The organism is Alistipes sp., assembly GCF_020026455.1.
GTDB lineage: Bacteria > Bacteroidota > Bacteroidia > Bacteroidales > Rikenellaceae > Alistipes.
In genome coordinates this window covers 24,189-46,529 of the sequence record NZ_JAHHQJ010000017.1, presented here as the reverse complement: position 1 = coordinate 46,529, position 22,341 = coordinate 24,189, and the positions used below count along the sequence as shown (strand labels likewise).

Sequence of the window (22,341 nt, the reverse complement as noted above, 5' to 3'; positions counted from 1 at the left end):
GATATGAAACGATTGATCCTGATCCTGATCCTGCTGTCCGGGGTTTTCTGCGCGCATGCGCAGGAGGGGGCCGACACGCTGGCGCAGCCTGCCGGGGCGGCTGCTGAGGCACCCGTTGCCGAGGCATCGCCCGAACGGTTGTGGGACCGCGCCAACACGGCCTATATCAATGGCGACTTCCACGCCGCCGCGGAGTTCTACGAGCAGATTCTCGCCCGCGGATTGAGTTCCATGAAACTCTACTACAACCTGGCCAACGCCTGTTTTAAGGAGGGTCGGCTGGGCAAGGCGATACTTTTCTACCACCGGGCCTTGCGGCTGGCCCCCGGCAACGACGACATCCGCTATAATCTGAGTGTTGCCGAGGCCCGCACGAAGGACAACATCGAGCAGATCCCCGAATTTTTCGTCACCGAATGGATGCGCGGCATGCGCCGCCTGATGAGCTGTACGGCGTGGAGCATCTTCTCGCTTGCGGCGCTGGTCTGCGCCCTGGCGCTGTTCCTGGCCTACCTGCTGGCACAGCGTTTGTCGTTGCGCAAGGCGGGGTTCTACGGCACCCTTGTCGCTGCGGCGGTATTCGTGCTCACCGGCTGGTTCGCCTTGGGCGAGCGGCGCGAGATGCTCGACGACACGCAGGCCGTCGTGATGACGTCCTCGACGGCCGTGAAGAGTTCGCCCGACAAGTCGGCGACCGACCTCTTCGTGCTGCACGAGGGTACACTCGTCGAGATCACCAACCGCCTCGACAACTGGTGCGAGGTCACCATTGCCGACGGCAAGAAGGGGTGGCTTGAATGTAAAACCGTCGAAACGATTTAGATGTCGAAGCTTTTACGGGATGTCGTCGGCGAGCTTTCGAAGCTCCCGGGAGTGGGGCGCCGCACGGCGTTGCGCCTGGCCATCCACATCCTGCGCATGGAGCGGGATTCGGTGGCCGAGATGACGGAGAGCATCGACCGGTTCCGCAACGAGATCCGCTACTGCTCGCAGTGCAACAACCTCTCCGACGAGGAGGTGTGCCCGATCTGCTCCGATCGGGAACGGGACCATGCGACGATCTGCGTCGTGGAGCAGGTGGCCGATGTGCTGTCGGTCGAGAATACGCGCCAGTACCGGGGTCTGTACCACGTGCTGGGCGGCGTCATCTCGCCCATGCAGGGCATCTCGCCCTCGGATCTGAAGATCGACCTGCTGTGTGAGCGGATTGCCCGCGGCGGGGTGAAGGAGGTGATCCTCGCCATCTCGACTTCGGTCGAGGGGGAGACGACGCTTTTCTACCTGATGAACCGCCTGCGGCAGTTTCCGGGGCTGAAGGTTACGTCGATTGCGCGGGGTATCGGTTTTGGCGACGAACTGGAGTATGTCGACGAATTGACGATCACCCACGCGCTGATGAACCGCCGGGAGATCGAGTAGCCGGCCCGCTTGGGTACGCGTTTTGGGATCGACGGGCTGTTTCGGGACTTTTTGATCCGGCTTTCGCGCCGTGCCGATAAAATGAAAGATGCGATCTTGACGGCCGCCGCTAATAACCGCCGGCAATCGCCGGCAACCGTCGGCCGGATGCAAGGAGGAGAGAACGAATTTGAGGTTTCAATAAAATAACAACACTATGGATTTTGTAACGAACGAAAAACTCACCATCGTGGGCGCGGCCGGCATGATCGGCTCGAACATGGCCCAGACGGCGCTGATGATGCGCCTGACGCCGAACATCTGCCTTTACGATCCCTATGGCCCGGCGCTCGAAGGAGTGGCCGAGGAGCTTTACCACTGCGCTTTCGAGGGGGTGAATATCACGTGGACGACCGATATCCGCGAGGCGCTGACCGATGCGGCCTACGTCGTCTCGTCGGGCGGCGCGGCCCGCAAGGCGGGCATGACGCGCGAAGACCTGCTGAAAGGCAACGCCCAAATCGCCGAGCAGTTCGGCAAGGATATCAAGACCTTCTGCCCGGATGTGAAACACGTTGTGGTGGTCTTCAATCCGGCCGACATCACGGGTCTGATCACGCTGATCTATGCGGGGTTGAGGCCTTCGCAGGTCTCGACCCTCGCGGCGCTGGACTCCACGCGCCTGCGTTCGGAGCTGGCCAAGTATTTCAAGATCTCGCCCGATGAGATCCGCAACAGCCGCACCTACGGCGGCCACGGCGAGCAGATGGCGGTCTTCGCCTCGACGACGCTCGTCGCCGGACGTCCCCTTTCGGAGCTGATCGGCAAGGAGATGCCCGAGGGAGACTGGGCCGACCTGCAGCAGCGGGTCATCCAGGGCGGCAAGCACATCATCGACCTGCGCGGCCGTTCGTCGTTCCAGAGCCCGGCCTACGTCTCGATCTCGATGATTGCTGCGGCAATGGGCGGCAAGCCGTTCACTTATCCCGCCGGCGTATTCGTCCACAACGACGAGTTCAAACACATCCTGATGGCGATGGAGACCACGATCACGAAGGAGGGTGTGTCGTATAAGAACGTGCAGGGCACGGCCGCGGAGCACAAGAAGCTCACGGAGAGCTACGAGCACCTGTGCAAACTGCGCGACGAGGTGATCGCGATGGGCATCCTGCCTCCCGTTGCCGAGTGGGGGCACCTGAATCCGCACCTGAAATAGGAACAGCGTCAAAAAACAGGGGCCGACTGGAAAGTCGGTCCCTGTTTTTTTGTTCGGGCGCAATCCGCGGGAGAACTTGCTCCCGGCGGAGGTGTTTCTTCTGTCCGCCCGTCCGAGGTCTGCTCCCGGCGGAGGTGTTTCTTCTGTCCGCCTGCCCGAACCTTGCTCCCGGCAGGGCGTAGCTGCCCCCCCCCTCCTTAGGGTTTTGCCTGGAACACGGCGCGCAGTTTGCCGTCGCTCAACAGCAGCAACATCGGGCCGTCCATGTCGTAATGGGTCACCGATTCGAGCATTTGGATGAACGCATCCTCCGTCTCCCCGTCCGGACAGGCCATCTTCGTCGAGCCCAGGGATTCGATCTTTAGCGTGCGCTTCCCGTCGGTCTTGTAGCTTCCTGTCAGGTTGTTGCAGGCTCCAGTACCCGTCACGCGGTTGCCTTCTGCGAGCAGTGTGACGGTGAATTTGCCCTCCTGGGGCTTGATCGTCTTGCCGCCGAGCTGGATCAGCTGCCACTCGGTTTCCGCCAGCGGACGGCGGGTCTTTTTCTGGTAGGAGCGGCAGTTGCAGCATCCGGCCATAAAGGCCGCAACGACAGCTACTATCGCAATTTTTAGTGAAATCTTCATCTTTTTTCCATTTATATTCTGTGGCAAATATAGGGAATTAATTATACCTTTGTACATCTTCCGGACCCTATATTTTCGCTGCAAGCCCCCGCTTTCGGCGGGGATTCGCGGGTCAGAGGCCTGTAAACGCAGCCCGAAACCCGCAGATACGGCGGACGGAAGCAGGAGACTTAAATAATTTTCAAGATAACGATTTATGAAAACCATCATCGCTTCTCCCCACGCGCCCAAGGCCGTGGGTCCCTATTCGCAGGCCGTCGAGGCTGGCGGTGCGCTCTATGTTTCGGGACAGCTCCCGATCGACGCCGCGTCCGGAAAAATGGACGAAGACATCGAGGCCCAGACGCGGCGGTCGCTCACCAACCTCGGCCATATCCTGCGCGAAGCCGGATACGATTATTCCGACGTGGTGAAAACCACGGTTCTGTTGCAGTCGATCGGCGATTTTGCCGCCATGAACAGCGTCTATGCCGAGTTCTTCACTTCGGAGATGCCGGCGCGCATGTGCTATGAGGTCGCAGCGCTGCCGATGGGGGCGCTGGTCGAAATCGATGCTGTGGCGGTGAAATAATTCCGCCTTCGGTCCGAAGGTGCGCTCCGGATATCTGGGGCGCTCTTTTTGCGCTTTTGTAGATATTTTGTGGATAAGTTTGGCGCCTTCGGCTGGCTTTTTTTTTGGAAAAGCCGCAATTTTGTAGAATCGGGTTTTGCCCGCCGGGGCGTACCCTGAAATCTGAAAAAATATAGAAATAATAGACTGAAAATAATTATGTCAAAAGTCACCAAAGTCGACACGCCGCAGAAGGTTGGTTACAACGATGCGGTTGCCGAGTCGAAGAAGTATTTCGACGGGGACGACCTCGCCGCCACGGTGTGGGTCAGCAAATATGCCCTCAAGGACTCTTTCGGAAACATCTACGAGAAATCGCCGCGCGAGATGCACGAGCGCATCGCTTCCGAAATCGAACGCATCGAGCAAAAATACCCCAATTCGCTCTCGAAGGAGGAGGTCTTCGCGCTGCTCGACCATTTCCGCTACGTCATTCCCCAGGGCGGTCCGATGACCGGCATCGGCAACAATTTCCAGGTGGTGTCGCTGTCGAACTGCTTCGTCATCGGCCACAGACATCCCGCCGACTCCTACGGCGGCATTTTCCGCATGGACGAGGAGCAGGTCCAGCTGATGAAACGCCGCGGCGGCGTGGGTCACGATCTTTCGCACATCCGCCCCACGGGCAGCCCGGTGCTCAACTCGGCCCTCACGTCGACGGGCATCGTGCCCTTCATGGAACGTTACTCGAACTCGACGCGCGAGGTGGCGCAGGACGGGCGTCGCGGTGCGCTGATGCTCTCACTGTCGATCAAACACCCCGATGCCGAGCGGTTCATCGACGCCAAGGTCGACACGGGCAAGGTGACGGGCGCCAACGTCTCGATCAAGATCGACGACGATTTCATGCGTGCGGCCCTCGCGGGTAAGAAATACCACCAGCAGTTCCCGATCCAGTCGGACAATCCCAAATACGAGCAGGATATCGACGCACGGAAACTCTGGGACAAGATCATCCACAATGCGTGGAAGTCGGCCGAACCGGGCGTGCTGTTCTGGGATACGATCATCCGCGAAAGCATCCCCGACTGCTATGCTGACGAGGGCTTCGTGACGGTTTCGACCAATCCCTGCGGCGAGATCCCGCTCTGTCCCTACGATTCGTGCCGTCTGCTGGCCCTGAACCTGTTGAGCTATGTGGACAATCCGTTCAAGGCCGATGCGAGATTCAATTTCGACAAGTTCCGCGACCACGTCTGCAAGGCGATGCGCATGATGGACGACATCATCGATCTAGAACTGGAGAAGGTCGAGCTGATCATCGAGAAGATCGACGCCGACCCCGAAGATCTGGATGTGCGCCGCGTGGAACTGGAGCTTTGGAAGAAGATCCGCGAAATGGCGCGCAAGGGCCGCCGGACGGGTCTGGGTATCACGGCCGAGGGCGACATGCTCGCCGCGCTGGGGCTGCGCTACGGCACGCAGGAGGCGATCGACTTCGCCGTCGAGGTGCAGAAGAACCTCGCCCTGTCGGCTTACAGAGCTTCGGTGACGATGGCCGCCGAGCGCGGAGCCTTCCCGGTTTACGACGCAGCGAAGGAGGTGAACAACCCGATGATCGCCCGTATCCGCGAGGTCGATCCGGCGCTCTACGAAGAGATGACGAAGGTGGGACGCCGCAACATCGCCATGCTGACCATCGCGCCCACGGGCACCACATCGCTCATGTCGCAGACCACTTCGGGCATCGAGCCGGTGTTCCGCACTGTCTACAAGCGCCGCCGCAAGATCAATCCTTCGGACGTGGACACCCGTGTCGATTACGAGGACGAAACGGGCGAAAAGTTCCAGGAGTATAACGTTTACCATCATAATTTCGTCAAGTGGCTGGAGGCCAACGGCTACGACACCTCGAAACTGGAGACGATCTCCGACGCCGAGCTGAACGAATGGGTCGCCGCGTCGCCCTACCACGGAGCCACGGCCAACGACATCGACTGGGTGGCCAAGGTCAAGATGCAGGGCGCCATCCAGAAATGGGTGGACCATTCGATTTCGGTGACGGTGAATCTGCCGAACAACGTCTCGGAGGCGCTTGTTGCCGATGTCTACCGCACGGCCTGGGAGTGTGGCTGCAAGGGCGTCACGGTCTACCGCGACGGTTGCCGCGACGGCGTGCTGCTGGAGAAGAACTCCAGGAACGGAAAGAAGGGCGGGGGACATCCCGGCGAGGTGCAGAAGCGCCCCAAGTCGATCCCTGCCGACATCGTGCGGTTCAAAAACGGCACGGAGGACTGGATTGCCTTCGTGGGTCTGCAGGAGGGCCGTCCCTATGAGGTCTTCACGGGTAAGATCGAGGAGGACGCCATGTTCATTCCCCCGAAGATCAAGAAGGGCTTCATCATCAAGGTCCGCGAGGCCGACGGTACGAAACGCTATGATTTCCAGTATACCGACCGCTACGGTTACACGAATACCATCGGCGGCATTTCGCGCCTGTTCAACGAGGAGTTCTGGAACTACGCCAAACTTATTTCGGGAGTGCTGCGCCACGGTATGCCGATCGAGAAGACGGTGACGCTGATCGAGTCCCTGCATCTGGACAGCGAGTCGATCAACACGTGGAAGACCGGAGTATGCCGTGCCTTGAAGCAGTATATTGTCGACGGCACGAAATCCAAGGGCAAATGCCCGAGTTGTGGCCAGGAGAATATGGCTTATCAGAACGGCTGCCTGACCTGCATGTCGTGCGGCTATTCCAAGTGCGGTTGACGGTTTCCCGTTTGATTTGCACTCCAAAAAGCCTTAATCCTCACTTTTTCGGGGTTTTTTGAGCCCCGAAGGAGTCTTTTGCCTGTTTTTTGATCGGCATTGGTTGTTTTCTGTGAAAAAATGCGTATTTTTACGGCGAGTATTGAGATGTATTAAAAGTTAAATAACATGAAAAAAACTTTCTTTGCTTTTTTGCTTGTGGCATTCGCCTCTGCTGTATTTGCCCAGGAAACGCCGAAGAAACCGAGCGTTGCCGGGTTTGTTTCGAACGGATTTTGGGATAATTGGGAGATTTCGGCCGGTTTCGGAACCGGTACGGCCTTTTCCAACGGTAATAACTCTGGCCCCCGCGGCGAACGTTTTGGTTTCGAGGGCAACTTGTCGCTGACCAAATGGGTGCATCCGATTGCCGGTATCCGTGCCCAGCTGCAGGGCGGATGGTTCAATAACTTCCACCCCCAAATGGGCAAAATGACGTGGCCGTACATGTTCGGACATGTGGATTTTATGCTTAACGCCTCGAACTGGATCGGTGGTTACCGTGACGACCGCGTGTGGTATGCCGTTCCGTTTGCCGGTTTCGGTTACATGGCTTCGAACTTTACGGACCGCAGCCAGCGCGAGAATGCCTCCGGTGCACGCCAGGACTTCGCCTTCACGGCGGGTCTGCTCAACAAGTTTCGCCTGTCGCCGGCCTTCGATTTCAATCTCGAACTCAAGGGCCTGCTCACCGAGTCGGATATTTGTCCTGCGGCATTGGACGGTTCGTACCTGTTCGGATTTACTGCTACGGTGGGTGTCACCTACCGCTTTAACCAGCGTGGCTGGGAGCGTGGTGTCCCGGGCTATACGGCCGATGACATCCGTGCTTTCCAGGAAGCCGTGGCTGCAGGCAATTCCGCCCTTGAAGCCGCCCGTTCGGAGAATGCGGACCTGACCGACAAACTGAAGGCTGCCGAGGCCGAGGCCGAAGCTGCCAAAGCTGCTGCCGCCGCTGCTGCCCAGGCTGCCGCAGAAGCCGAAGCCGCACGGAAGGTGAACACGCTCAGCCCCACTTCGATCATTTTCTACGATTACAGCATGTCGAAGCTGACGCCGAAGGAGAAGACCCGCCTTGAGCTGATGGCCGACCTGATCAAGAGCGGTCCGAAAGACCGGGTCTACAAGATCGAGGGCCATGCCGACCAGCAGACGGGTACGGCTGCCGGCAACAAGCGTGTTGCGGAGAACCGCGCCAAGAGCGTTTACGACTTCCTCGTAAAGTGCGGTGTGAACCCACGACAGCTGACTTACGAAGGCAAGGGTAACGCAGCCAATGTTTACGAGAATAACCAGGAGGCCAACCGCGCCGTGATCATCAAATAAGGCCGGCTTCCGTATCGGGGGGGGGCGAACGACCTTCCCTTCAGATAGAAAAAAGATGCTCCTCGCAGAGAGAAGCATCTTTTTTCATGTATATTATATATAAGGTGTGTTTCTTCGAATCCGGGTTTTTTCGGGATTTTTTCCTGATTTTTCGGACCATCCGGATCCTCCAAGCCATCCGGATCTTTCCGGGCAGTTCCGGACCCTTTCCGAATCTTCCCGGGCCCTCCGGGTTTTTCTGATTTTATGGGCCTTTCCGGATCTTCCGGATTTCCTGATTTCCCGGACCATTCGGATCCTCCAAACCATCCGGATTTTCCCCGGGCAGTTCCGACCCTTTTGGACTTACCCGTGACTTTCGAATCTTCCCGGGCCCCTGAGTTCCCCTGATTTACCGGATGATGACGGCGTTGACGAGCCGTACGCCCGAACGGCGGTTTATCTCCTCCTTGAGTGCCTCGCGCTGGTAGAAAAATTCCGAACGCAGGACACTCGACTGTATGCGTACATACAGAATGTGCTTATCGAGCCGCAATTCGGTGGTGAGATCCGCGGCGTGGTCACCGACAATTTCACGCCACGTGTCGGGCAGTTTGCCTTCGGCGACTTTCGCGGCGATGTAGGGGCGTTTGAAAAACTCCTCGAGCAGGTCGCCCATCAGCATGGTTTTGGTTCGTCTCATGACTGTTCGTCGGTTGATTCGGTTTGTTCGTATGGCCCTCCTGCCTCATTTCTCGGAGTTTTTTCCGGGGATTTTCCGGCATCTCCCGCGAACTCCTCCGCCGTGTTTCCCGGGTTCTCTGCAGCCTGTTCCGCACTGTCCTCGGCCGAAGCCCCCTCCGCGCTTTTCGCACAGCTTTCCGAGATCCCCGCGGCGTTTTCCGCCGGACTTTCCGCGGCATTTTCCGCACGGCTTTCCGAAGCTCCCGCGGCCTTTCCCTCCGGAGCTTCAGCCGTGTTGTCCAAGGTCTCTACGGCTTGTTCTGATCCTCTTTCGGCCGGATCCTCTGCCAGATCCTCTGCAGCGGTCCGCTCCTGCGTTACGGCGCCCTCTGCCACTGAATAGAGCGTGTAGTCGCCGCCCGCCTTGTCCAAAATCCGTTTCAGACGCGTCGGGTTGCAGTCGGTGATCAGGATCTGCCCGAAGGTGTCGTCCGAGACCAGACGGATCAACTGTTCGACTCGCCCGGCGTCGAGTTTGTCGAACAAATCGTCCAGCAGCAGAATCGGGCGTTCGCCCTTTGCCTGGGCCACGACGGCATACTGTGCCAGCTTGAGGGCGATCAGGAAGGATTTCTGCTGCCCCTGCGACCCGTATTTGCGCAGGGGATAGCCTCCGATTTTCAGCACCAGATCGTCGCGGTGAATCCCCGCCGTCGTGAATTCGTTGACGATGTCCTTCTGCCGGGCGTCGCGCAGGATCTCTTCGAACGGACGTTCGTTCAGTTCCGATTTGTAGTGCAGTTCGACCTGCTCCCGGTCTCCCGCGAGGGTGCTGTAATAGGCCGCGGCCACGGGTTTCAGGCGCTCGACGAACTCCTGCCGCCGGGCGTGGATGGCCTTGCCGTGTTCGCACAGCTGCATGTCGTAGATCTGGAGCATGGTTTCGTCGGGACGGGTTTTCAGCAGCCGGTTGCGCTCGGCCAGCACGGCATTGTAGCGCATCACCGACCCGAGGTAGGCGCGGTCCAACTGCGAAATGAAGGCGTTCAGATAGCGTCGCCGCTCGTCGGCGGCGTCCGAGATCAGCGCACTGTCGGCCGGCGAGACGATCACCGCGGGAATCAGCCCCACGTGGTCCGAGAGCCGTTCATACTCCTTGCCGTTGCGCTTGAGCAGCTTGCCGCTCTTGCGCGAGAAGCTGCATACGACGGTTTCCCGCTTGCCCGCATCGCTCGCATAGCTTCCTTCGATGAGGAAGAAGTCGGCGCCGTGGCGTATGCTTTGCCCGTCGGTCATCGGCAGCGACGACTTGCACATTGACAGGTAATACACGGCGTCCACGACATTGGTTTTTCCTGCGCCGTTGTCGCCCACCAGACAGTTGATGCCGGGGCCCAGTGCGAGTTCCTCCCGGGCGATGTTTTTGAAATTCAGCAGCGCTATTTTCTTCAGATGCATAGGACAAAAATACAAAAAATCCGGACACGACATTGCACATTATGAATAGTTTTGTATCTTTGCAAACTATCGTACGAATTATAAACTAATAACACAATAAGCAATATGGCAAAGCAGAACGTCGCCGAGCAGGAAACCCTCGGCGAAGCAATGAACAAAACGGAGTTGTTTTTCGAGCGGAACGGCCGGATGATGTCCTATGTTTTCCTCGGCCTGCTGGTCCTGGCAGCCCTCGTTTTCGGCTATCGCTCGCTGATCCTTGAGCCCCGCGTTGCGAAGGCCGCCGAGATGATCGCCGAGGCGCAGAGCCGCTTCGAAGGCGAGAATCCCGATTTCGAGACGGCGTTGCTGGGCGACGACAATGCGGCCGGTTTCCTCGACGTGATCGAGAAATACGGCTCGACGCCTTCGGGCAACCTGGCCAAGCATTATGCCGGCATCTGCTACCTGCGTACGGGCGACCTGGCGAATGCCGCCAAATACCTGGCGCAGTTCTCGCCGCTGAAAGGCCTCCCCGGAGCTGTGATCAACGCCCAGAACTATGGCCTTCAGGGCGATATCGCCGTCGAGCAGCAGGACTACGCCAAGGCGGTGAAGTTCTACGAGAAGGCCGTGAAGGCCGCCGACAACAACCTGACGGCCCCGATGTACCTGCGCAAGGCAGGACTTGCGGAGCAGGCTCGGGGCAATGGCCAGGAGGCTGCGGCTTACTATGAGGAGATCATGACCTCGTATCCCGCCTCGATGGAGGCCCGGGATGTGGAAAAACTGCTCGGCAGCATCAAATAGCGGAGGACGATGGCGACCAGGAATCACAACCTTTCCAAATTCGACTCTCCCCTGCCTTCGGCTGCGGACATGCGTTTCGGCATCGTCGTGGCCGAGTGGAACCGCGAGGTCACCGAGGCCCTGCTGGAGGGTGCTGTGCGCACGCTGCGTGCCGCCGGGTGCCCCGATATGAATATCCAGGTCAAATATGTCCCGGGTACGTTCGAGCTTTCGCTGGGCGCGCAGTTCTTCGCGGAGTATACCGAGGTGGACGCCGTCATCGCTCTCGGATGCGTCATTCAGGGTGACACGCGCCACTTCGATTTCATCTGCCAGGGCGTGACGCAGGGCATCATGCAGCTGCAAATCCAGTGGAACATGCCCATCGCTTTCGGCGTGCTGACGGTCAACGACATGCAGCAGGCCCTCGACCGTTGCGGCGGCCGTCACGGCAACAAGGGCGACGAGGCTGCGGCTACGGCCATCAACATGGTGAAGTTGCAGATCGACATGGAGGCGGCTTCGCCCGATCACGAACCCGACCGGCGCAATATCAACTAAACCGTTATTCCATCTTGTAATAAAACGAGCCGTCTCCCCGCGAGGCGGCTCGTTTTTGTTGTGAAAACTACCCGGCGGACGATTCAGCTCTCCCCGGAACCGGCCCTCAGACTCTCCCGGGTCCTGCCCTCAGACCCTCCCGGGGCCCTGCCCTCGGACCCTCCCGGAACCGGACGTCGGACCCTCCCGGGGATGGAGTGACCGGCCCCTCCCGGACCTCTCTTCCCCGTAAAACTTGTCAGAAAACTCCCAGATTGTCGAGGAAGATCAGCAGCAGCACCGCCGGGCAGACGTAGCGCACGAGGAAGAGAAACAGCCCGAAGAGGCGGAACCGCAGCGCTCCGTTGTTGCTGATTTCGGCCTTGAGGATTTTCCGGTCGAGACGCCAGCCGACGAAGATGCAGGTGAAGAATCCGCCGACGGGAAGCAGGATGTTGGCTGTGAGGTAGTCGAGCGAGTCGAAAATCGTCATTCCGAAGATCTCCCATCCCTTCAGGATCCCCAGCGAGAGCGAAGCCACGGCAGCCAGCGCCATGCAGGCTCCGGTTGTGGCCCATGCGGCTGCCCGGCGGCTCATGTGCCACTCCTCGTGCATGTAGGCCGTGATGACTTCGTGCAGGGAGATGGTCGAGGTGAGCGCCGCAACGACCAGCAGCAGAAAGAATACCGACGACCAGACCATGCTCAGCGGCATCGAGTTGAAGATACCCGGCAGGGTGATGAATACGAGCGACGGCCCCGACGAGGGTTCGATGCCCACGCTGAATACCGCCGGGAAGATCACCACGCCGGCCAGCACGGCTACCAGAGAGTCGAGGATCGTGACGTTGAGCGCCGTGTGGCGCAGGTTGGTGTCGGGTTTGAAATAGGAGGCGTAGGTGACCATCGAACCGATGCCGATCGAGAGCGAGAAGAAGGCCTGCCCCAGAGCCACGAGCACCGTCGCGGGTGTCACTTTCGCGAAATTGGGTTTGAACAGGAACCGAAGTCCCTCACCGCCTCCGGGCATCAGCAGCGAGTGGATCGACAGCGCGATCAGGATGACGAACAGCAGGGGCATCAGCACCTTTGCCGAGCGTTCGATGCCTTTCTGCACGCCCATCGCGATGACGAAGTGCGTGGCCAGCACGAACAGCGCGGTGTAGAGCACGGGGCGCCACGGGTTCTGGATGAAGTTCTCGAAAACGCTCCTGTATTCGTCGGCGGTGGTGTACCGGGCGAGGCTTCCCGTCGCGGAGTGTACCATGTATTCGGCCGTCCATCCCGACACGACGAAGTAGAAGCCCAGAATCAGAAATGCCGCCACGACGCCGTTGTATCCCAGGAAACTCCACTTGGGGTCGAGAGCCCGATAGGCTCCCACGGCGTTGCGGTGCGAGGCGCGCCCGACCGAGAATTCGGCCACCATGATGGGGAGCCCCAGCAGCAGGACACAGAGCATGTAAATGACCAGAAAAGCGCCGCCGCCGTTGTCTCCGGCGACATAGGGGAACCTCCAGATATTTCCCAGACCTACGGAACTTCCGGCCGTGACGAGCACGGCGCTCAATTTGCCGCCTAGCGTTGCGCGGCCGTGTGAATGATGCATATCGGCTCTATTTGAAAATCGGCGCGCACGCAACCGCGTGCGCGCCGATTTCTATTTCTCCAGTACGACGCTCACCTTCTCCAGCTTGCCGCCGAGCGGAGGCGCCAATTTCGAGACGGTGCATTTTACGTGCCGTACCTGCCGGAAGGAGTCGTAAATCGCCGTGATGATGTTCATCGCCACACGTTCGATCGTGCGTTGGGTGATGCGCATCTGGGCTGCGACGACTTCGTAGGCCGTGAGGTAGTTGACCGCCAGTTCGACGCTGTCTTCGGCGGCCACGTTGCCCAGTTCGGCCGTGATTTCCAGGTCGACCGTGAAGCGGTTTCCGACCTTTTGTTCGAGTTCGTAGCATCCGTGCAGTGCGCGGAACTCCATGCGTTGGAGAACGATCCGATATTCCATCCTATTCGGCGATCACGAGGTAGTAGTTCTTTTTTCCGCGCTGCACGAGCAGGTATTTTCCGGCGATCAGATCCGCCTCGGCCACCGGGCGCATTGCCTCGGCCAGCTTCTCCTTGTTGAGCGACACACCGCCGCCCTGCACCAGCTTGCGGCACTCGCCCTTCGAGGGGAAGATCTCGCTTTTCTCGGCGCAGAGCTCCACGAACGGGATTCCGGCCGTGAGCTCCGTGCGTGCCACGCGGTACTGGGGTACTCCTTCGAACACCTGGAGCAGGGTCTGTTCGTCGAGACGGTGCAACGCCTCCGACGTGGCGCCGCCGAAGAGGATTGCCGAAGCCTCGACGGCCTTTTCGTACTCTTCGCGCGAGTGGATCATGCAGGTGATCTCCTCGGCCAGCCGTTTCTGCAATATGCGCAGGTGGGGAGCCGCGTCGTGCTCGGCGATGAGGGCGTCGATGGTCTCGCGGTTGAGCAGCGTGAAGATCTTGATGTAGCGCTTGGCGTCGTCGTCGCTGACGTTGAGCCAGAACTGATAGAACTTGTAGGGCGACGTATAGCGCGGGTCGAGCCATACGTTTCCGCTCTCGGTCTTGCCGAATTTCGTGCCGTCGGCCTTGGTGATCAGCGGGCAGGTGATGCCGAAAGCCTCGGCCTCCGTGCCCAGTTTGCGGCGGATCAGTTCCGTTCCGGTCGTGATGTTACCCCACTGGTCGGCTCCTCCCAGCTGGATTTTGCAGTTCATCGTTTCGTAGAGATGCAGGAAATCGTATCCCTGCACCAACTGGTAGGTGAATTCGGTGAACGACATGCCGTCGCCCTCGCCGTTGAAGCGTTTCTTCACGGAGTCCTTGGCCATCATGTAGTTGACGGTGATGCACTTGCCGATGTCGCGGATGAATTCGAGGAACGAGAATTCCTTCATCCAGTCGTAGTTGTTGACCAGCGTTGCGGCATTCGGAGCTCCGGAGTCGAAGTCGAGCAGTTTCGCTAACTGGCGTTTGATGGCTTCCTGATTGTGCCGCAGGGTCTTTTCGTCGAGCAGGTTGCGCTCCTGCGATTTGCCCGAGGGGTCTCCGATCATGCCCGTTGCACCTCCCACGAGGGCCAGCGGACGGTGCCCGCACATCTGGAAGTGCTTGAGGATCATCACACCCACCAGATGCCCGATGTGCAGCGAGTCGGCCGTGGGGTCGATTCCCAGATAAGCCGTCGTCTGCTCTTTTTCGAGTTGTTCCTTTGCTCCGGGCATGATCGTGTGGATCATGCCGCGCCATTCGAGTTCTTCGATGAAATTCTTTGTTGCCATTATTGCGTTGTTTAATTTTCCTTTTTGTTTTTTCGCTGGAAGCGCAGCCCGGAATCGGCTTCCGCCTGACGCTCCCTCGACCATAATTCCCGCTTCTTGGGCGGGTTACTCCACTTCCAAATCCAAAGCTTTGCGAAGTTCCGCGATCAACGGATTTTTTTCTGTCATGTATTTCACCCTGTCTTCCAGTTTGATCGGGCGTGCTGCCCGGATCTGCTCGTTGACGACCACTTCCAGTTCGATGGCTCCCGTGATGCCGGCCAGTTCGGCGATGCGCATCAGCATCCCAGTCTTGCTGCGGAGCATCTCCTCGCAGAGTTCGTTTGTCGGCACGCTCAGCGAGATCGTGTTGCCCTGCACCTTCATCAGCTCGAAGGCCGGGACAAACCGCGGACGCCGTTCCCGGATGAGGTTCAGGATCTTCTCCCGAGCCGATTCCAGCTTCTGCTCACACTCGGGGTCGATCGTTGCTATCTCCGCTTCGGGCGTTTTCGTCCCGGCATCCTCCTCGGCCGGATTGCTGCCCGCCGCGGCGAGCAGTTCCGAAAGGGAAGTCCCCGAGATCAGCGGCCTCCGCGTGGGCTGGGGCGCGGTTTTCGGCGCTTCGGGCCGTGCCTGAACGGGCGCCGGTTCCGGGGCAGCCGGGGCTTGCACCGGCGTTTCCGACCGGGCTGCTGCCGGCTGCGGAGTGGGGGCGGGCGTCGGCTCTGCCGCCGGTTGTGCCTGCCCGGATTGTGCCGCTGGGGGTTGCTGCGGCGTCGGGACGCGACCCGGGCCGGGTTGTGCTGCCGGAGCGGGTTGCGGTTGCGCCGCCGCGCCGGCAGCTGAGCCCGTGCGGGGAGTCAGTTCGGGAAGCGGATACTCCCCGAAAGGTGTCAGGGTGTCATTTTTTTTTTGACCGAGTCCGGCGATTTTCATCAGGCCCAACTCGACAAGCAATCGCTGGTTCGACGATTGCCGGATCTTTCCGTCAAGTTCCGTCAATATGGAGATGGCTCCGAACAGAAACTCGACACTGCAGGCGCCCGCCTGCGTCCGGTATCGTTCGAGCAGCGTTCCGGTCATTTCGATCAGGCGCAGCGTGTCGGGCTGCCGAGCCATCAGGAGGTCCCTCATGTGGCGGTTCATTCCGGACAGGAAGGTCTGGCCCGAGAATCCTTTCGAGAGCACGTTGTCGAAGGCCACCAGCACATTGACGTAGTTGCCTGCGAGCAGCATTTCCGTCACCCCGAAATAGGTGTCGTAATCCAGTACGTTCAGCGTCTGGGCCACGTTGCGGTAGTCCAGCGTCGTTCCGCAGAACGACACGGCCTTGTCGAACATCGACAGCGCGTCGCGCATGCCGCCGTCGGCCTTCTGTGCGATGAGGTTCAGCGACTCTTCGTCAGCCGTGATTCCCTCCTTTGAGGCGATATATTTGAGGTATTCGACCGAATCCTCGACACGGATGCGGTTGAAGTCGTAGATCTGACAGCGCGAGAGGATCGTCGGGATGATCTTGTGCTTCTCGGTGGTCGCCAGGATGAATATGGCGTGTGCGGGCGGCTCTTCCAGAGTCTTGAGAAAGGCGTTGAAGGCCGCGGCCGAGAGCATGTGGACCTCGTCGATGATGAACACCGAGTAGCGGCCGATCTGCGGGATGATGCGCACCTGCTCGATCAGCGTGCGTATGTCCTCCACGGAGTTGTTCGACGCGGCGTCCAGCTCGTGGATGTTGAGCGAGCGTCCCTCGTTGAACGAGCGGCACGATTCACACTCGTTGCATGCTTCGGCGCCGTCGGGGGCGAGGCAGTTGATTGCCTTGGCGAAGATGCGGGCGCAGGTGGTCTTTCCTACTCCGCGGGGACCGCAGAAGAGGTAGGCGTGTGCCAGCTGGCCGCGCTCGATGGCGTTCTGGAGCGTCGAGGTGATGTGTTTTTGCCCGACGACCGATCGGAAGGTCGCGGGGCGGTATTTGCGTGCGCTGACGATAAAATCACTCATAGTGTCGCAAAGATAAGAAGAATTAAGTGAAAATTGAAAAGAATTCCGCTTCCGGTCATTTTGTCCCGGCGTGGCAGTCTTCGGATGTCAATTTGTGACAAAACGTGACAACGTGTCGTAAATTCCGGGTTGGCAGGGGTTTTGCGGATAAGCGGGTCGTAACGGATTGGCAAACAAAATCGAAACATTATGAATATCAACACTCTTACCATCAAGGCGCAGGAGGCGCTGCAAGCGGCGCTCAACCTGGCGCGGGAGCGGGGACAGCAGGCTGTCGAACCGCTTCACCTGCTCGCGGTGCTGATCCGCGAGGACGATTCATTGGCGACGTTCCTGCTGGGACGCGTGGGTGTGAACGTGCGGTTGTTGCGCGACGAGGTCGGCCGGGTCGTGGCGTCGCTGCCTCGTGTCGAAGGCGGCGGCGAGCAGTTCTTTGCGCAGGACACCTCGAAGGTGATCCAGCGCGCCGTGGACTTCACGAAGAATTTCGGCGACAAATACGCCTCCGTCGAGCACCTGCTGCTGGGCCTCGTTGCCGAGCGCGGGCAGGCTGCCGACCTGCTCAAGCGCAGCGGTGCGACGGAGAAGGAGCTGGTGGAGGCGATCCGCACCTTCCGCCGGGGCGCTACGGTCGATTCGCAGACCTCCGAGCAGCAGTTCGACGCACTGGGCAAGTATGCCATCAATCTGAACGAGCAGGCTCGTTCTGGAAAGCTCGACCCGGTCATCGGGCGTGACGAGGAGATCCGCCGCGTGCTTCAGATTCTTTCGCGGCGCACGAAGAACAACCCGATTCTCGTGGGCGAGGCCGGAGTCGGCAAGACCGCCATCGCCGAGGGCATTGCCCGGCGTATCATCGACGGCGATGTGCCCGAGAACCTCAAATCGAAGGTCATCTACTCGCTGGATATGGGGGCGCTGATCGCGGGCGCCAAGTACCAGGGCGAGTTCGAGGAGCGCCTGAAAGCCGTCGTGCAGGAGGTTACGGCCAGCGACGGCGAGATCCTGCTCTTCATCGACGAGATCCACACGCTGGTCGGTGCCGGCAAGTCGTCGGGGGCCATGGATGCGGCCAATATCCTCAAACCGGCCCTTGCGCGGGGCGAGCTGCGCACCATCGGCGCCACGACACTCGACGAGTTCCAGAAATACTTCGAGCAGGACAAGGCCCTCGAGCGCCGTTTCCAGAAGGTGATGGTCGACGAACCCTCGCAGGAGGATGCCATCTCTATCCTCCGCGGCCTGAAGGAGCGCTACGAAAACCACCACCAGGTGCGGATCCGGGACGAGGCCATTGTGGCTGCCGTCGAACTTTCGACGCGTTACATCACCTCGCGGTTCCTGCCCGACAAGGCCATCGACCTGGTGGACGAGGCCGCCTCGCGGCTGCGGCTGGAGATGAATTCCGTGCCCGAGGAGATCGACACGCTCGACCGCCGGGTCCGCCAGCTCGAGATCGAGCGCGAGGCCATCCGCCGCGAGAAGGACAAGGAGCGCGTCGATCATCTGACCAAGGAGATCGAGGAACTGAAGGCCCGTGATGCCGAGATGCGGGCCAAGTGGCAGGGGCAGCGCGACCTGCTCAAAAAGATCCAGGCGAATAAGGACCGGATCGAGAACCTGAAGATCGAGGCCCAACAGGCCGAACGTCAGGGCGACTACGGCAAGGTGGCCGAAATCCGCTACGGCAAGATTCAGGAGGCCGAGAAGGAGATCGCCGCCTACCAGGAGGAGTACCGCCTTGCTTCGGCCGGCGGCTCGATGATCAAGGAGGAGGTCGACGCGCAGGACGTCGCCGAGGTGGTGTCGCGCTGGACGGGCATTCCCGTGACGCGCATGCTGGCTTCGGAGCGCGAGAAGCTGCTTCACATGGAGACCGAACTGCACCGGCGCGTCGTCGGTCAGGAGCAGGCCATTGCGGCCATTTCCGACGCCGTGCGCCGGTCGCGGGCCGGGCTGAACGATCCCCGCAAGCCGATCGGTTCGTTCATCTTTCTCGGCACGACGGGCGTGGGCAAGACCGAGCTGGCCAAGGCGCTGGCCGAGTTTCTGTTCAACGACGACCAGATGATGACGCGTATCGACATGAGCGAATACCAGGAGCGGCACGCCGTGTCGCGGCTCGTCGGGGCTCCTCCGGGATACGTCGGTTACGACGAGGGCGGCCAGCTGACCGAGGCTGTGCGGCGCAAGCCCTATTCCGTGGTGCTGCTCGACGAGATCGAGAAGGCGCATCTCGACGTCTTCAACATCCTCCTGCAGGTGCTCGACGACGGGCGTCTGACCGACAACAAGGGCCGTACGGTGGATTTCCGCAACACCATCATCATCATGACCTCGAACATGGGTTCGCAGGTGATCCAGGACAACTTCGCCGAGGCGTTCGACGGCCGGAAGCTGCCCGAGGAGGTTGTCGAAAAGACCCGCCTGGCGGTGATCGACCTACTGAAACAGCAGCTCAAGCCGGAGTTCCTGAACCGTATCGACGAGATCGTGATGTTCGAGCCGCTGACGCACAAGGAGATCGAGCGCATCGTCGACATCCAACTGGGCATCGTGCGCCGGATGCTTTCGGAGAACGGCATCCGGCTGGAGTACAGCGACAAGGCGCGCGAATGGATCGCCTCGGCGGGTTATGATCCGCTCTATGGCGCACGTCCCGTGAAGCGGGTGATCCAGCGCTACGTGGTCAACGACCTTTCGAAGCGGATTCTTGCCGGCGAGGTCGACCGCTCGAAGCCGATCGCTATCGATGTCGACCGCGACGGGCTGACGTTCTCCAACTGATGCCGCCCGGATGCATGAAAAAAGGGTTCCGAACCGTCGGAACCCTTTTTTTGTTGCCTAACGGACGTATTTGCTGAAAAACTTCCACAACTCTTCGCCCGTGTCTACGCCCGTCTCTTTCCAGGAGTGCTTCCCGCCGACGGTTTCGTAGAGCCAGACCTCGTTTCCGCCCGTGCCCTCCGTGTAGCGGTGGGCGATGACCTGCAGGCCGCCGGGACGGGAGGGCAGGGTGTCGACCTGCTCTGCGAGGCATTTGTTCTTGGCGGCCCAGTATCCGACCGCCGTCGGGACGGAGACATAGGCACCCCAGCCCCCTTCGTTGCCGAGGTCTCCCTCCCAGCGGGTCGTCCGGTCCTCGGTGCCGTGGATTTCGAACAGCGGAATCGGATGCGTATTGCGGTCCGCGCGGAGGATCTCCACGGACATGAATCCGGCGACGGGCCCGAGGGCCGCATAGACCTCCGGACAGCGCGAAGCCAGCAGGTAACACATGTCTCCGCCGTTCGACATCCCCGTGCAGAAGACGTTGCGGCAGCTCAGGCCGTGTTTTTTCTGAAGATGCCGGACCAGTTCGGTGAGAAAGCGCACGTCGTCGACGTCCATGTCGGCCTGAAAGGGATAACCCACGTTCCAGCACGTCTTTCCCCGGCCGTCGCGTTCGCCCTGCGGATAGCATACGGCGAAGCCGTGGCGGTCGGCCACCCGGTTCATGTCGAATCGCTCCGGGTCGCCCTGCCCTCCGTAGCCGTGGAGGACAACGACCAGCGGCGCCCCGGCCGGCAATCCTTCGGGCAGGTGGAGCCGGTAGGTGCGGTCGATGCCGCCCGAGCGCAGCGTCCGGGCGGTTGTTTGTGCGTGGCAGCTTCCTGCTGCGAAGAGCAGCAGGCTGCAAAGCGGGAGCAGGATGTATTTCATGATCTTGAGCATTTAGAGTCCTTTGCGGGCGAGGCGCCAGGCCAGCGCGTTGTAAATCCGGATTAGGGGACCGCGCCAGCCGACGGGCAGGGCATTCAGTATGCGGACCTTGCGCAGCGTGCGGCGGTAGGTGCGTGTCCAGGCGAAGAACCGGGCCGCGCGGGCAGCCTCCTTCGTGCCACCTTTGGTGCTGATGATGAGCGCTTTTCCCAGTGCGGCACGGGCCACGAACTCCCGGTCCTCCTCGGGGGCTCGGGGATCGTACAGCTCCTCGAACGAATAGACGGTCTGCTCGGGGGTGTAGCTTGCCGCCGAGCGGTTCGAGGCCACCCGCGAGTAGCGGACCAGCCGTTCGGGCGAGAAGCAGACCGGGTAGCGGCGGGCGATTCGGATCCACATGTGGAGGTCTTCGGCGATCTTCATGCCGAGGGGAAACAGCCCCACGTTGTCGAACACGCAGCGCGGGATGCAGCTCGCCGAGGGGATGGCGATGTAGCGGTGGGCCGATTCGCGGAAGAAATTCGCCACAATACCCCGTTGCGAGGGGGTCGGGGCCGGGAATATTCCGTCGTCACTGACGACGTTGAAGGCCGTGCAATAGAGGCCGCAACCGGGGAATTCGCGGATCATGGCGACGATTTCGGCGAGAAATCCCGGTTCCCAGACATCGTCGGCATCCAGCAGGGCGATGTATTCGCCCGTTGCCTCCTCGATGCCGCGGTTGCGTGCCGAGCAGACCCCGGCGTTGGCCTGCTTTACGAGCCTTACGAGCGGAGACGCTATTGCGCGCACGACCTGTGCTCCTTCGTCGGTCGAACCGTCGTCCACGACGATGATCTCCTGCGGGAGTCGGGTCTGCGCCAGGGCCGAACGCACGGCCTCGCCGATTTCCCGCTGTTTGTTGTAGAGGGGTATGACGACCGAAATGGTAGGTTCTGACATCTCTTCTGTCGGGTTTTGTTGCGAAGATATTGATCTTTTGCTACTTTTGCAAATAAAACAGAGGCATGACCCTATTCGAGAAAACCGACCGGTTCCTGCGCAATCTCTATGAGACGGCGTTTTACTTTGCGGTGATGGCCGTGAAGGAGAATTTCCGCAACTACGTCGGCCGTGCCGGGACGGTCGGTGCGCCGAAGACTTCGGTCCTGATCCTCGGCAACGGGCCTTCGCTTGCCGGGGATCTGCCGCGTCTGATCGCCCGGGGCGAGCATCTGTCGAAGGATGTCATGGCGGTCAACTATTTTGCGCTGGACGAACGTTTCGATACCGTCCGCCCGGCCTACTACGTGCTTTCCGACCCCATGTTCTTCCGCGACAGCGCCTGCCGCGACCGGGTTGCGGCGCTTTACCGCGAGCTCAACGAGCGGGTGACGTGGCCGATGAACCTCTACGTGCAGTACTACAACCCCGAGCGATTCGACTATCGCGCCGCGCTGCCCAATCCCAATATCCGCATCGTGCGGTTCCATACGCAGGTCTACCGCGGCTTCCGGGGTGTGGAGTTCTGGCTCTACCGCCGCGGCCTCGGAAGCGCCAACTTCGGGACCGTGGTGCAGGTGTGCGAGTACGTCGCCCTGCTGCTGGGTTACAGGGAGCTGGAACTGTACGGTGTGGATCATACCCTGCTCGACGGGCTGTGCGTCGACGACGACAACCGTCTTTGCCGGACCGTCGGTCACTACTACGACAATGCTCCGGCTGTTCCGGAGCCTATCTTCCAGAAAGTTCCTCACCGCCCCTATACGATGGCCGTCTATCTGGCGGAGGTCGCCGAACTGTTCCGGGGTCACGAGGTGCTGCGCGATTACGCTTCCTCGCTCGGGGCGCGGATTGTCAATCGGACGAAGGGCTCGCTTATCGACGCATACGAAAAAATCCGCCCCTGAGGGGAATATGCACGCTTCCCGCCGGGCCGAAGCACCGGGCCGATGCGCCTTCCGCCGACCCGCCCTTTTCCGTTTTGTGATGCGCTGATTG

Annotated in this window: 20 protein-coding genes; 10 read left to right on the top strand and 10 right to left on the bottom strand. The window is 60.2% G+C overall.

Annotated features, from left to right (window positions below):
- Positions 1 to 3 precede the first annotated feature (3 nt).
- The 3 genes from QZ460_RS09340 to QZ460_RS09330 all read left to right on the top strand — a co-directional run bounded on the left by QZ460_RS09340 (position 4) and on the right by QZ460_RS09330 (position 2,614).
- Complete coding sequence (locus QZ460_RS09340) at positions 4 to 822, top strand: tetratricopeptide repeat protein (protein WP_290541310.1); 819 nt, start codon at positions 4 to 6, stop codon at positions 820 to 822.
- Positions 823 to 1,419, top strand: coding sequence for a recombination mediator RecR (gene recR / locus QZ460_RS09335; RefSeq protein WP_290541309.1), 597 nt, complete (start codon positions 823 to 825; stop codon positions 1,417 to 1,419).
- Positions 1,420 to 1,615: 196 nt separating this feature from the next.
- Positions 1,616 to 2,614, top strand: a complete 999-nt coding sequence (locus tag QZ460_RS09330) for a malate dehydrogenase (RefSeq protein WP_290541308.1) — start codon at positions 1,616 to 1,618, stop codon at positions 2,612 to 2,614.
- Between the two features lie 197 nt (positions 2,615 to 2,811).
- Here QZ460_RS09330 and QZ460_RS09325 read toward each other — a convergent pair whose 3' ends face one another.
- Positions 2,812 to 3,240 carry an META domain-containing protein gene (locus QZ460_RS09325; protein WP_290541307.1) on the bottom strand — a complete coding sequence of 143 codons (429 nt, stop codon included), beginning with the start codon at positions 3,238 to 3,240 and terminating at the stop codon, positions 2,812 to 2,814.
- 196 nt (positions 3,241 to 3,436) lie between these two features.
- Between QZ460_RS09325 and QZ460_RS09320 the strand changes: the two genes are divergently transcribed.
- Positions 3,437 to 3,811, top strand: a complete 375-nt coding sequence (locus tag QZ460_RS09320; protein ID WP_290541306.1) for a RidA family protein — start codon at positions 3,437 to 3,439, stop codon at positions 3,809 to 3,811.
- Between the two features lie 198 nt (positions 3,812 to 4,009).
- On the top strand, positions 4,010 to 6,562 hold the full coding sequence (locus QZ460_RS09315; protein WP_290541305.1) for an adenosylcobalamin-dependent ribonucleoside-diphosphate reductase: 2,553 nt from the start codon (positions 4,010 to 4,012) through the stop codon (positions 6,560 to 6,562).
- Positions 6,563 to 6,721: 159 nt separating this feature from the next.
- Here the strand turns inward: QZ460_RS09315 and QZ460_RS09310 are convergent, their stop codons facing one another.
- Entirely contained in the window at positions 6,722 to 7,060 is a 339-nt protein-coding gene (locus tag QZ460_RS09310; RefSeq protein ID WP_290541304.1) for a hypothetical protein, read from the bottom strand.
- A gap of 9 nt (positions 7,061 to 7,069) precedes the next feature.
- Here QZ460_RS09310 and QZ460_RS09305 point away from each other — a divergent pair, with 9 nt between their 5' ends.
- Positions 7,070 to 7,927: an OmpA family protein gene (locus QZ460_RS09305; protein ID WP_290541331.1), complete on the top strand. Its 858-nt coding sequence runs from the start codon at positions 7,070 to 7,072 to the stop codon at positions 7,925 to 7,927.
- Positions 7,928 to 8,318: 391 nt separating this feature from the next.
- Here QZ460_RS09305 and QZ460_RS09300 read toward each other — a convergent pair whose 3' ends face one another.
- Together QZ460_RS09300 and recF are read right to left on the bottom strand one after the other, a co-directional pair.
- Entirely contained in the window at positions 8,319 to 8,591 is a 273-nt protein-coding gene (locus QZ460_RS09300) for a DUF721 domain-containing protein (RefSeq protein ID WP_366935011.1), read from the bottom strand.
- A 14-nt stretch (positions 8,592 to 8,605) separates the two neighbouring features.
- Positions 8,606 to 10,048, bottom strand: a complete 1,443-nt coding sequence (gene recF, locus QZ460_RS09295) for a DNA replication and repair protein RecF (protein ID WP_290541302.1) — start codon at positions 10,046 to 10,048, stop codon at positions 8,606 to 8,608.
- 105 nt (positions 10,049 to 10,153) lie between these two features.
- Here recF and QZ460_RS09290 point away from each other — a divergent pair, with 105 nt between their 5' ends.
- Both QZ460_RS09290 and ribH read left to right on the top strand, forming a co-directional pair.
- Positions 10,154 to 10,837, top strand: coding sequence for a tetratricopeptide repeat protein (locus tag QZ460_RS09290; protein ID WP_290541301.1), 684 nt, complete (start codon positions 10,154 to 10,156; stop codon positions 10,835 to 10,837).
- 9 nt (positions 10,838 to 10,846) lie between these two features.
- Positions 10,847 to 11,377: a 6,7-dimethyl-8-ribityllumazine synthase gene (gene ribH, locus QZ460_RS09285; protein ID WP_290541300.1), complete on the top strand. Its 531-nt coding sequence runs from the start codon at positions 10,847 to 10,849 to the stop codon at positions 11,375 to 11,377.
- 238 nt (positions 11,378 to 11,615) lie between these two features.
- Here ribH and QZ460_RS09280 read toward each other — a convergent pair whose 3' ends face one another.
- The 4 genes from QZ460_RS09280 to QZ460_RS09265 all read right to left on the bottom strand — a co-directional run bounded on the left by QZ460_RS09280 (position 11,616) and on the right by QZ460_RS09265 (position 16,659).
- Positions 11,616 to 12,965 carry a sodium-dependent transporter gene (locus QZ460_RS09280; protein WP_290541299.1) on the bottom strand — a complete coding sequence of 450 codons (1,350 nt, stop codon included), beginning with the start codon at positions 12,963 to 12,965 and terminating at the stop codon, positions 11,616 to 11,618.
- A gap of 51 nt (positions 12,966 to 13,016) precedes the next feature.
- On the bottom strand, positions 13,017 to 13,370 hold the full coding sequence (gene folB, locus QZ460_RS09275) for a dihydroneopterin aldolase (protein ID WP_290541298.1): 354 nt from the start codon (positions 13,368 to 13,370) through the stop codon (positions 13,017 to 13,019).
- Position 13,371: 1 nt separating this feature from the next.
- Positions 13,372 to 14,676: a tyrosine--tRNA ligase gene (tyrS, locus tag QZ460_RS09270; RefSeq protein ID WP_290541297.1), complete on the bottom strand. Its 1,305-nt coding sequence runs from the start codon at positions 14,674 to 14,676 to the stop codon at positions 13,372 to 13,374.
- Positions 14,677 to 14,781: 105 nt separating this feature from the next.
- Entirely contained in the window at positions 14,782 to 16,659 is a 1,878-nt protein-coding gene (locus QZ460_RS09265) for a DNA polymerase III subunit gamma/tau (RefSeq protein ID WP_290541296.1), read from the bottom strand.
- 189 nt (positions 16,660 to 16,848) lie between these two features.
- Between QZ460_RS09265 and clpB the strand changes: the two genes are divergently transcribed.
- A complete protein-coding gene (gene clpB, locus QZ460_RS09260; protein WP_290541295.1) occupies positions 16,849 to 19,446 on the top strand; it encodes an ATP-dependent chaperone ClpB in 2,598 nt (865 codons plus the stop codon).
- A gap of 57 nt (positions 19,447 to 19,503) precedes the next feature.
- On the opposite strand, the gene QZ460_RS09255 is transcribed toward clpB, so the two are convergent.
- Together QZ460_RS09255 and QZ460_RS09250 are read right to left on the bottom strand one after the other, a co-directional pair.
- A complete protein-coding gene (locus QZ460_RS09255) occupies positions 19,504 to 20,361 on the bottom strand; it encodes a PHB depolymerase family esterase (protein WP_290541294.1) in 858 nt (285 codons plus the stop codon).
- 12 nt (positions 20,362 to 20,373) lie between these two features.
- Positions 20,374 to 21,303, bottom strand: coding sequence for a glycosyltransferase family A protein (locus QZ460_RS09250; protein ID WP_290541293.1), 930 nt, complete (start codon positions 21,301 to 21,303; stop codon positions 20,374 to 20,376).
- Positions 21,304 to 21,368: 65 nt separating this feature from the next.
- On the opposite strand from QZ460_RS09250, the gene QZ460_RS09245 reads away from it, so the two are divergent.
- A complete protein-coding gene (locus QZ460_RS09245; protein ID WP_290541292.1) occupies positions 21,369 to 22,250 on the top strand; it encodes a hypothetical protein in 882 nt (293 codons plus the stop codon).
- The last annotated feature ends 91 nt before the right edge of the window (positions 22,251 to 22,341 follow it).

What these genes read in the sequence shown, in the direction of transcription:
- QZ460_RS09290 (WP_290541301.1), top strand. Translation starts at nt 10,154, where the DNA reads ATGGCAAAGCAGAACGTCGCCGAGCAGGAAACCCTCGGCGAAGCAATG.
- QZ460_RS09305 (WP_290541331.1), top strand. Translation starts at nt 7,070, where the DNA reads ATGCTTAACGCCTCGAACTGGATCGGTGGTTACCGTGACGACCGCGTG.
- QZ460_RS09310 (WP_290541304.1), bottom strand. Translation starts at nt 7,060, where the DNA reads ATGTCCGAACATGTACGGCCACGTCATTTTGCCCATTTGGGGGTGGAA.
- QZ460_RS09340 (WP_290541310.1), top strand. Translation starts at nt 4, where the DNA reads ATGAAACGATTGATCCTGATCCTGATCCTGCTGTCCGGGGTTTTCTGC.
- QZ460_RS09300 (WP_366935011.1), bottom strand. Translation starts at nt 8,591, where the DNA reads ATGCTGATGGGCGACCTGCTCGAGGAGTTTTTCAAACGCCCCTACATC.
- tyrS (WP_290541297.1), bottom strand. Translation starts at nt 14,676, where the DNA reads ATGGCAACAAAGAATTTCATCGAAGAACTCGAATGGCGCGGCATGATC.
- QZ460_RS09280 (WP_290541299.1), bottom strand. Translation starts at nt 12,965, where the DNA reads ATGCATCATTCACACGGCCGCGCAACGCTAGGCGGCAAATTGAGCGCC.
- clpB (WP_290541295.1), top strand. Translation starts at nt 16,849, where the DNA reads ATGAATATCAACACTCTTACCATCAAGGCGCAGGAGGCGCTGCAAGCG.
- QZ460_RS09245 (WP_290541292.1), top strand. Translation starts at nt 21,369, where the DNA reads ATGACCCTATTCGAGAAAACCGACCGGTTCCTGCGCAATCTCTATGAG.
- recF (WP_290541302.1), bottom strand. Translation starts at nt 10,048, where the DNA reads ATGCATCTGAAGAAAATAGCGCTGCTGAATTTCAAAAACATCGCCCGG.
- QZ460_RS09315 (WP_290541305.1), top strand. Translation starts at nt 4,010, where the DNA reads ATGTCAAAAGTCACCAAAGTCGACACGCCGCAGAAGGTTGGTTACAAC.
- QZ460_RS09265 (WP_290541296.1), bottom strand. Translation starts at nt 16,659, where the DNA reads ATGAGTGATTTTATCGTCAGCGCACGCAAATACCGCCCCGCGACCTTC.
- QZ460_RS09330 (WP_290541308.1), top strand. Translation starts at nt 1,616, where the DNA reads ATGGATTTTGTAACGAACGAAAAACTCACCATCGTGGGCGCGGCCGGC.
- QZ460_RS09320 (WP_290541306.1), top strand. Translation starts at nt 3,437, where the DNA reads ATGAAAACCATCATCGCTTCTCCCCACGCGCCCAAGGCCGTGGGTCCC.
- QZ460_RS09325 (WP_290541307.1), bottom strand. Translation starts at nt 3,240, where the DNA reads ATGAAGATTTCACTAAAAATTGCGATAGTAGCTGTCGTTGCGGCCTTT.
- folB (WP_290541298.1), bottom strand. Translation starts at nt 13,370, where the DNA reads ATGGAATATCGGATCGTTCTCCAACGCATGGAGTTCCGCGCACTGCAC.
- QZ460_RS09250 (WP_290541293.1), bottom strand. Translation starts at nt 21,303, where the DNA reads ATGTCAGAACCTACCATTTCGGTCGTCATACCCCTCTACAACAAACAG.
- recR (WP_290541309.1), top strand. Translation starts at nt 823, where the DNA reads ATGTCGAAGCTTTTACGGGATGTCGTCGGCGAGCTTTCGAAGCTCCCG.
- QZ460_RS09255 (WP_290541294.1), bottom strand. Translation starts at nt 20,361, where the DNA reads ATGAAATACATCCTGCTCCCGCTTTGCAGCCTGCTGCTCTTCGCAGCA.
- ribH (WP_290541300.1), top strand. Translation starts at nt 10,847, where the DNA reads ATGGCGACCAGGAATCACAACCTTTCCAAATTCGACTCTCCCCTGCCT.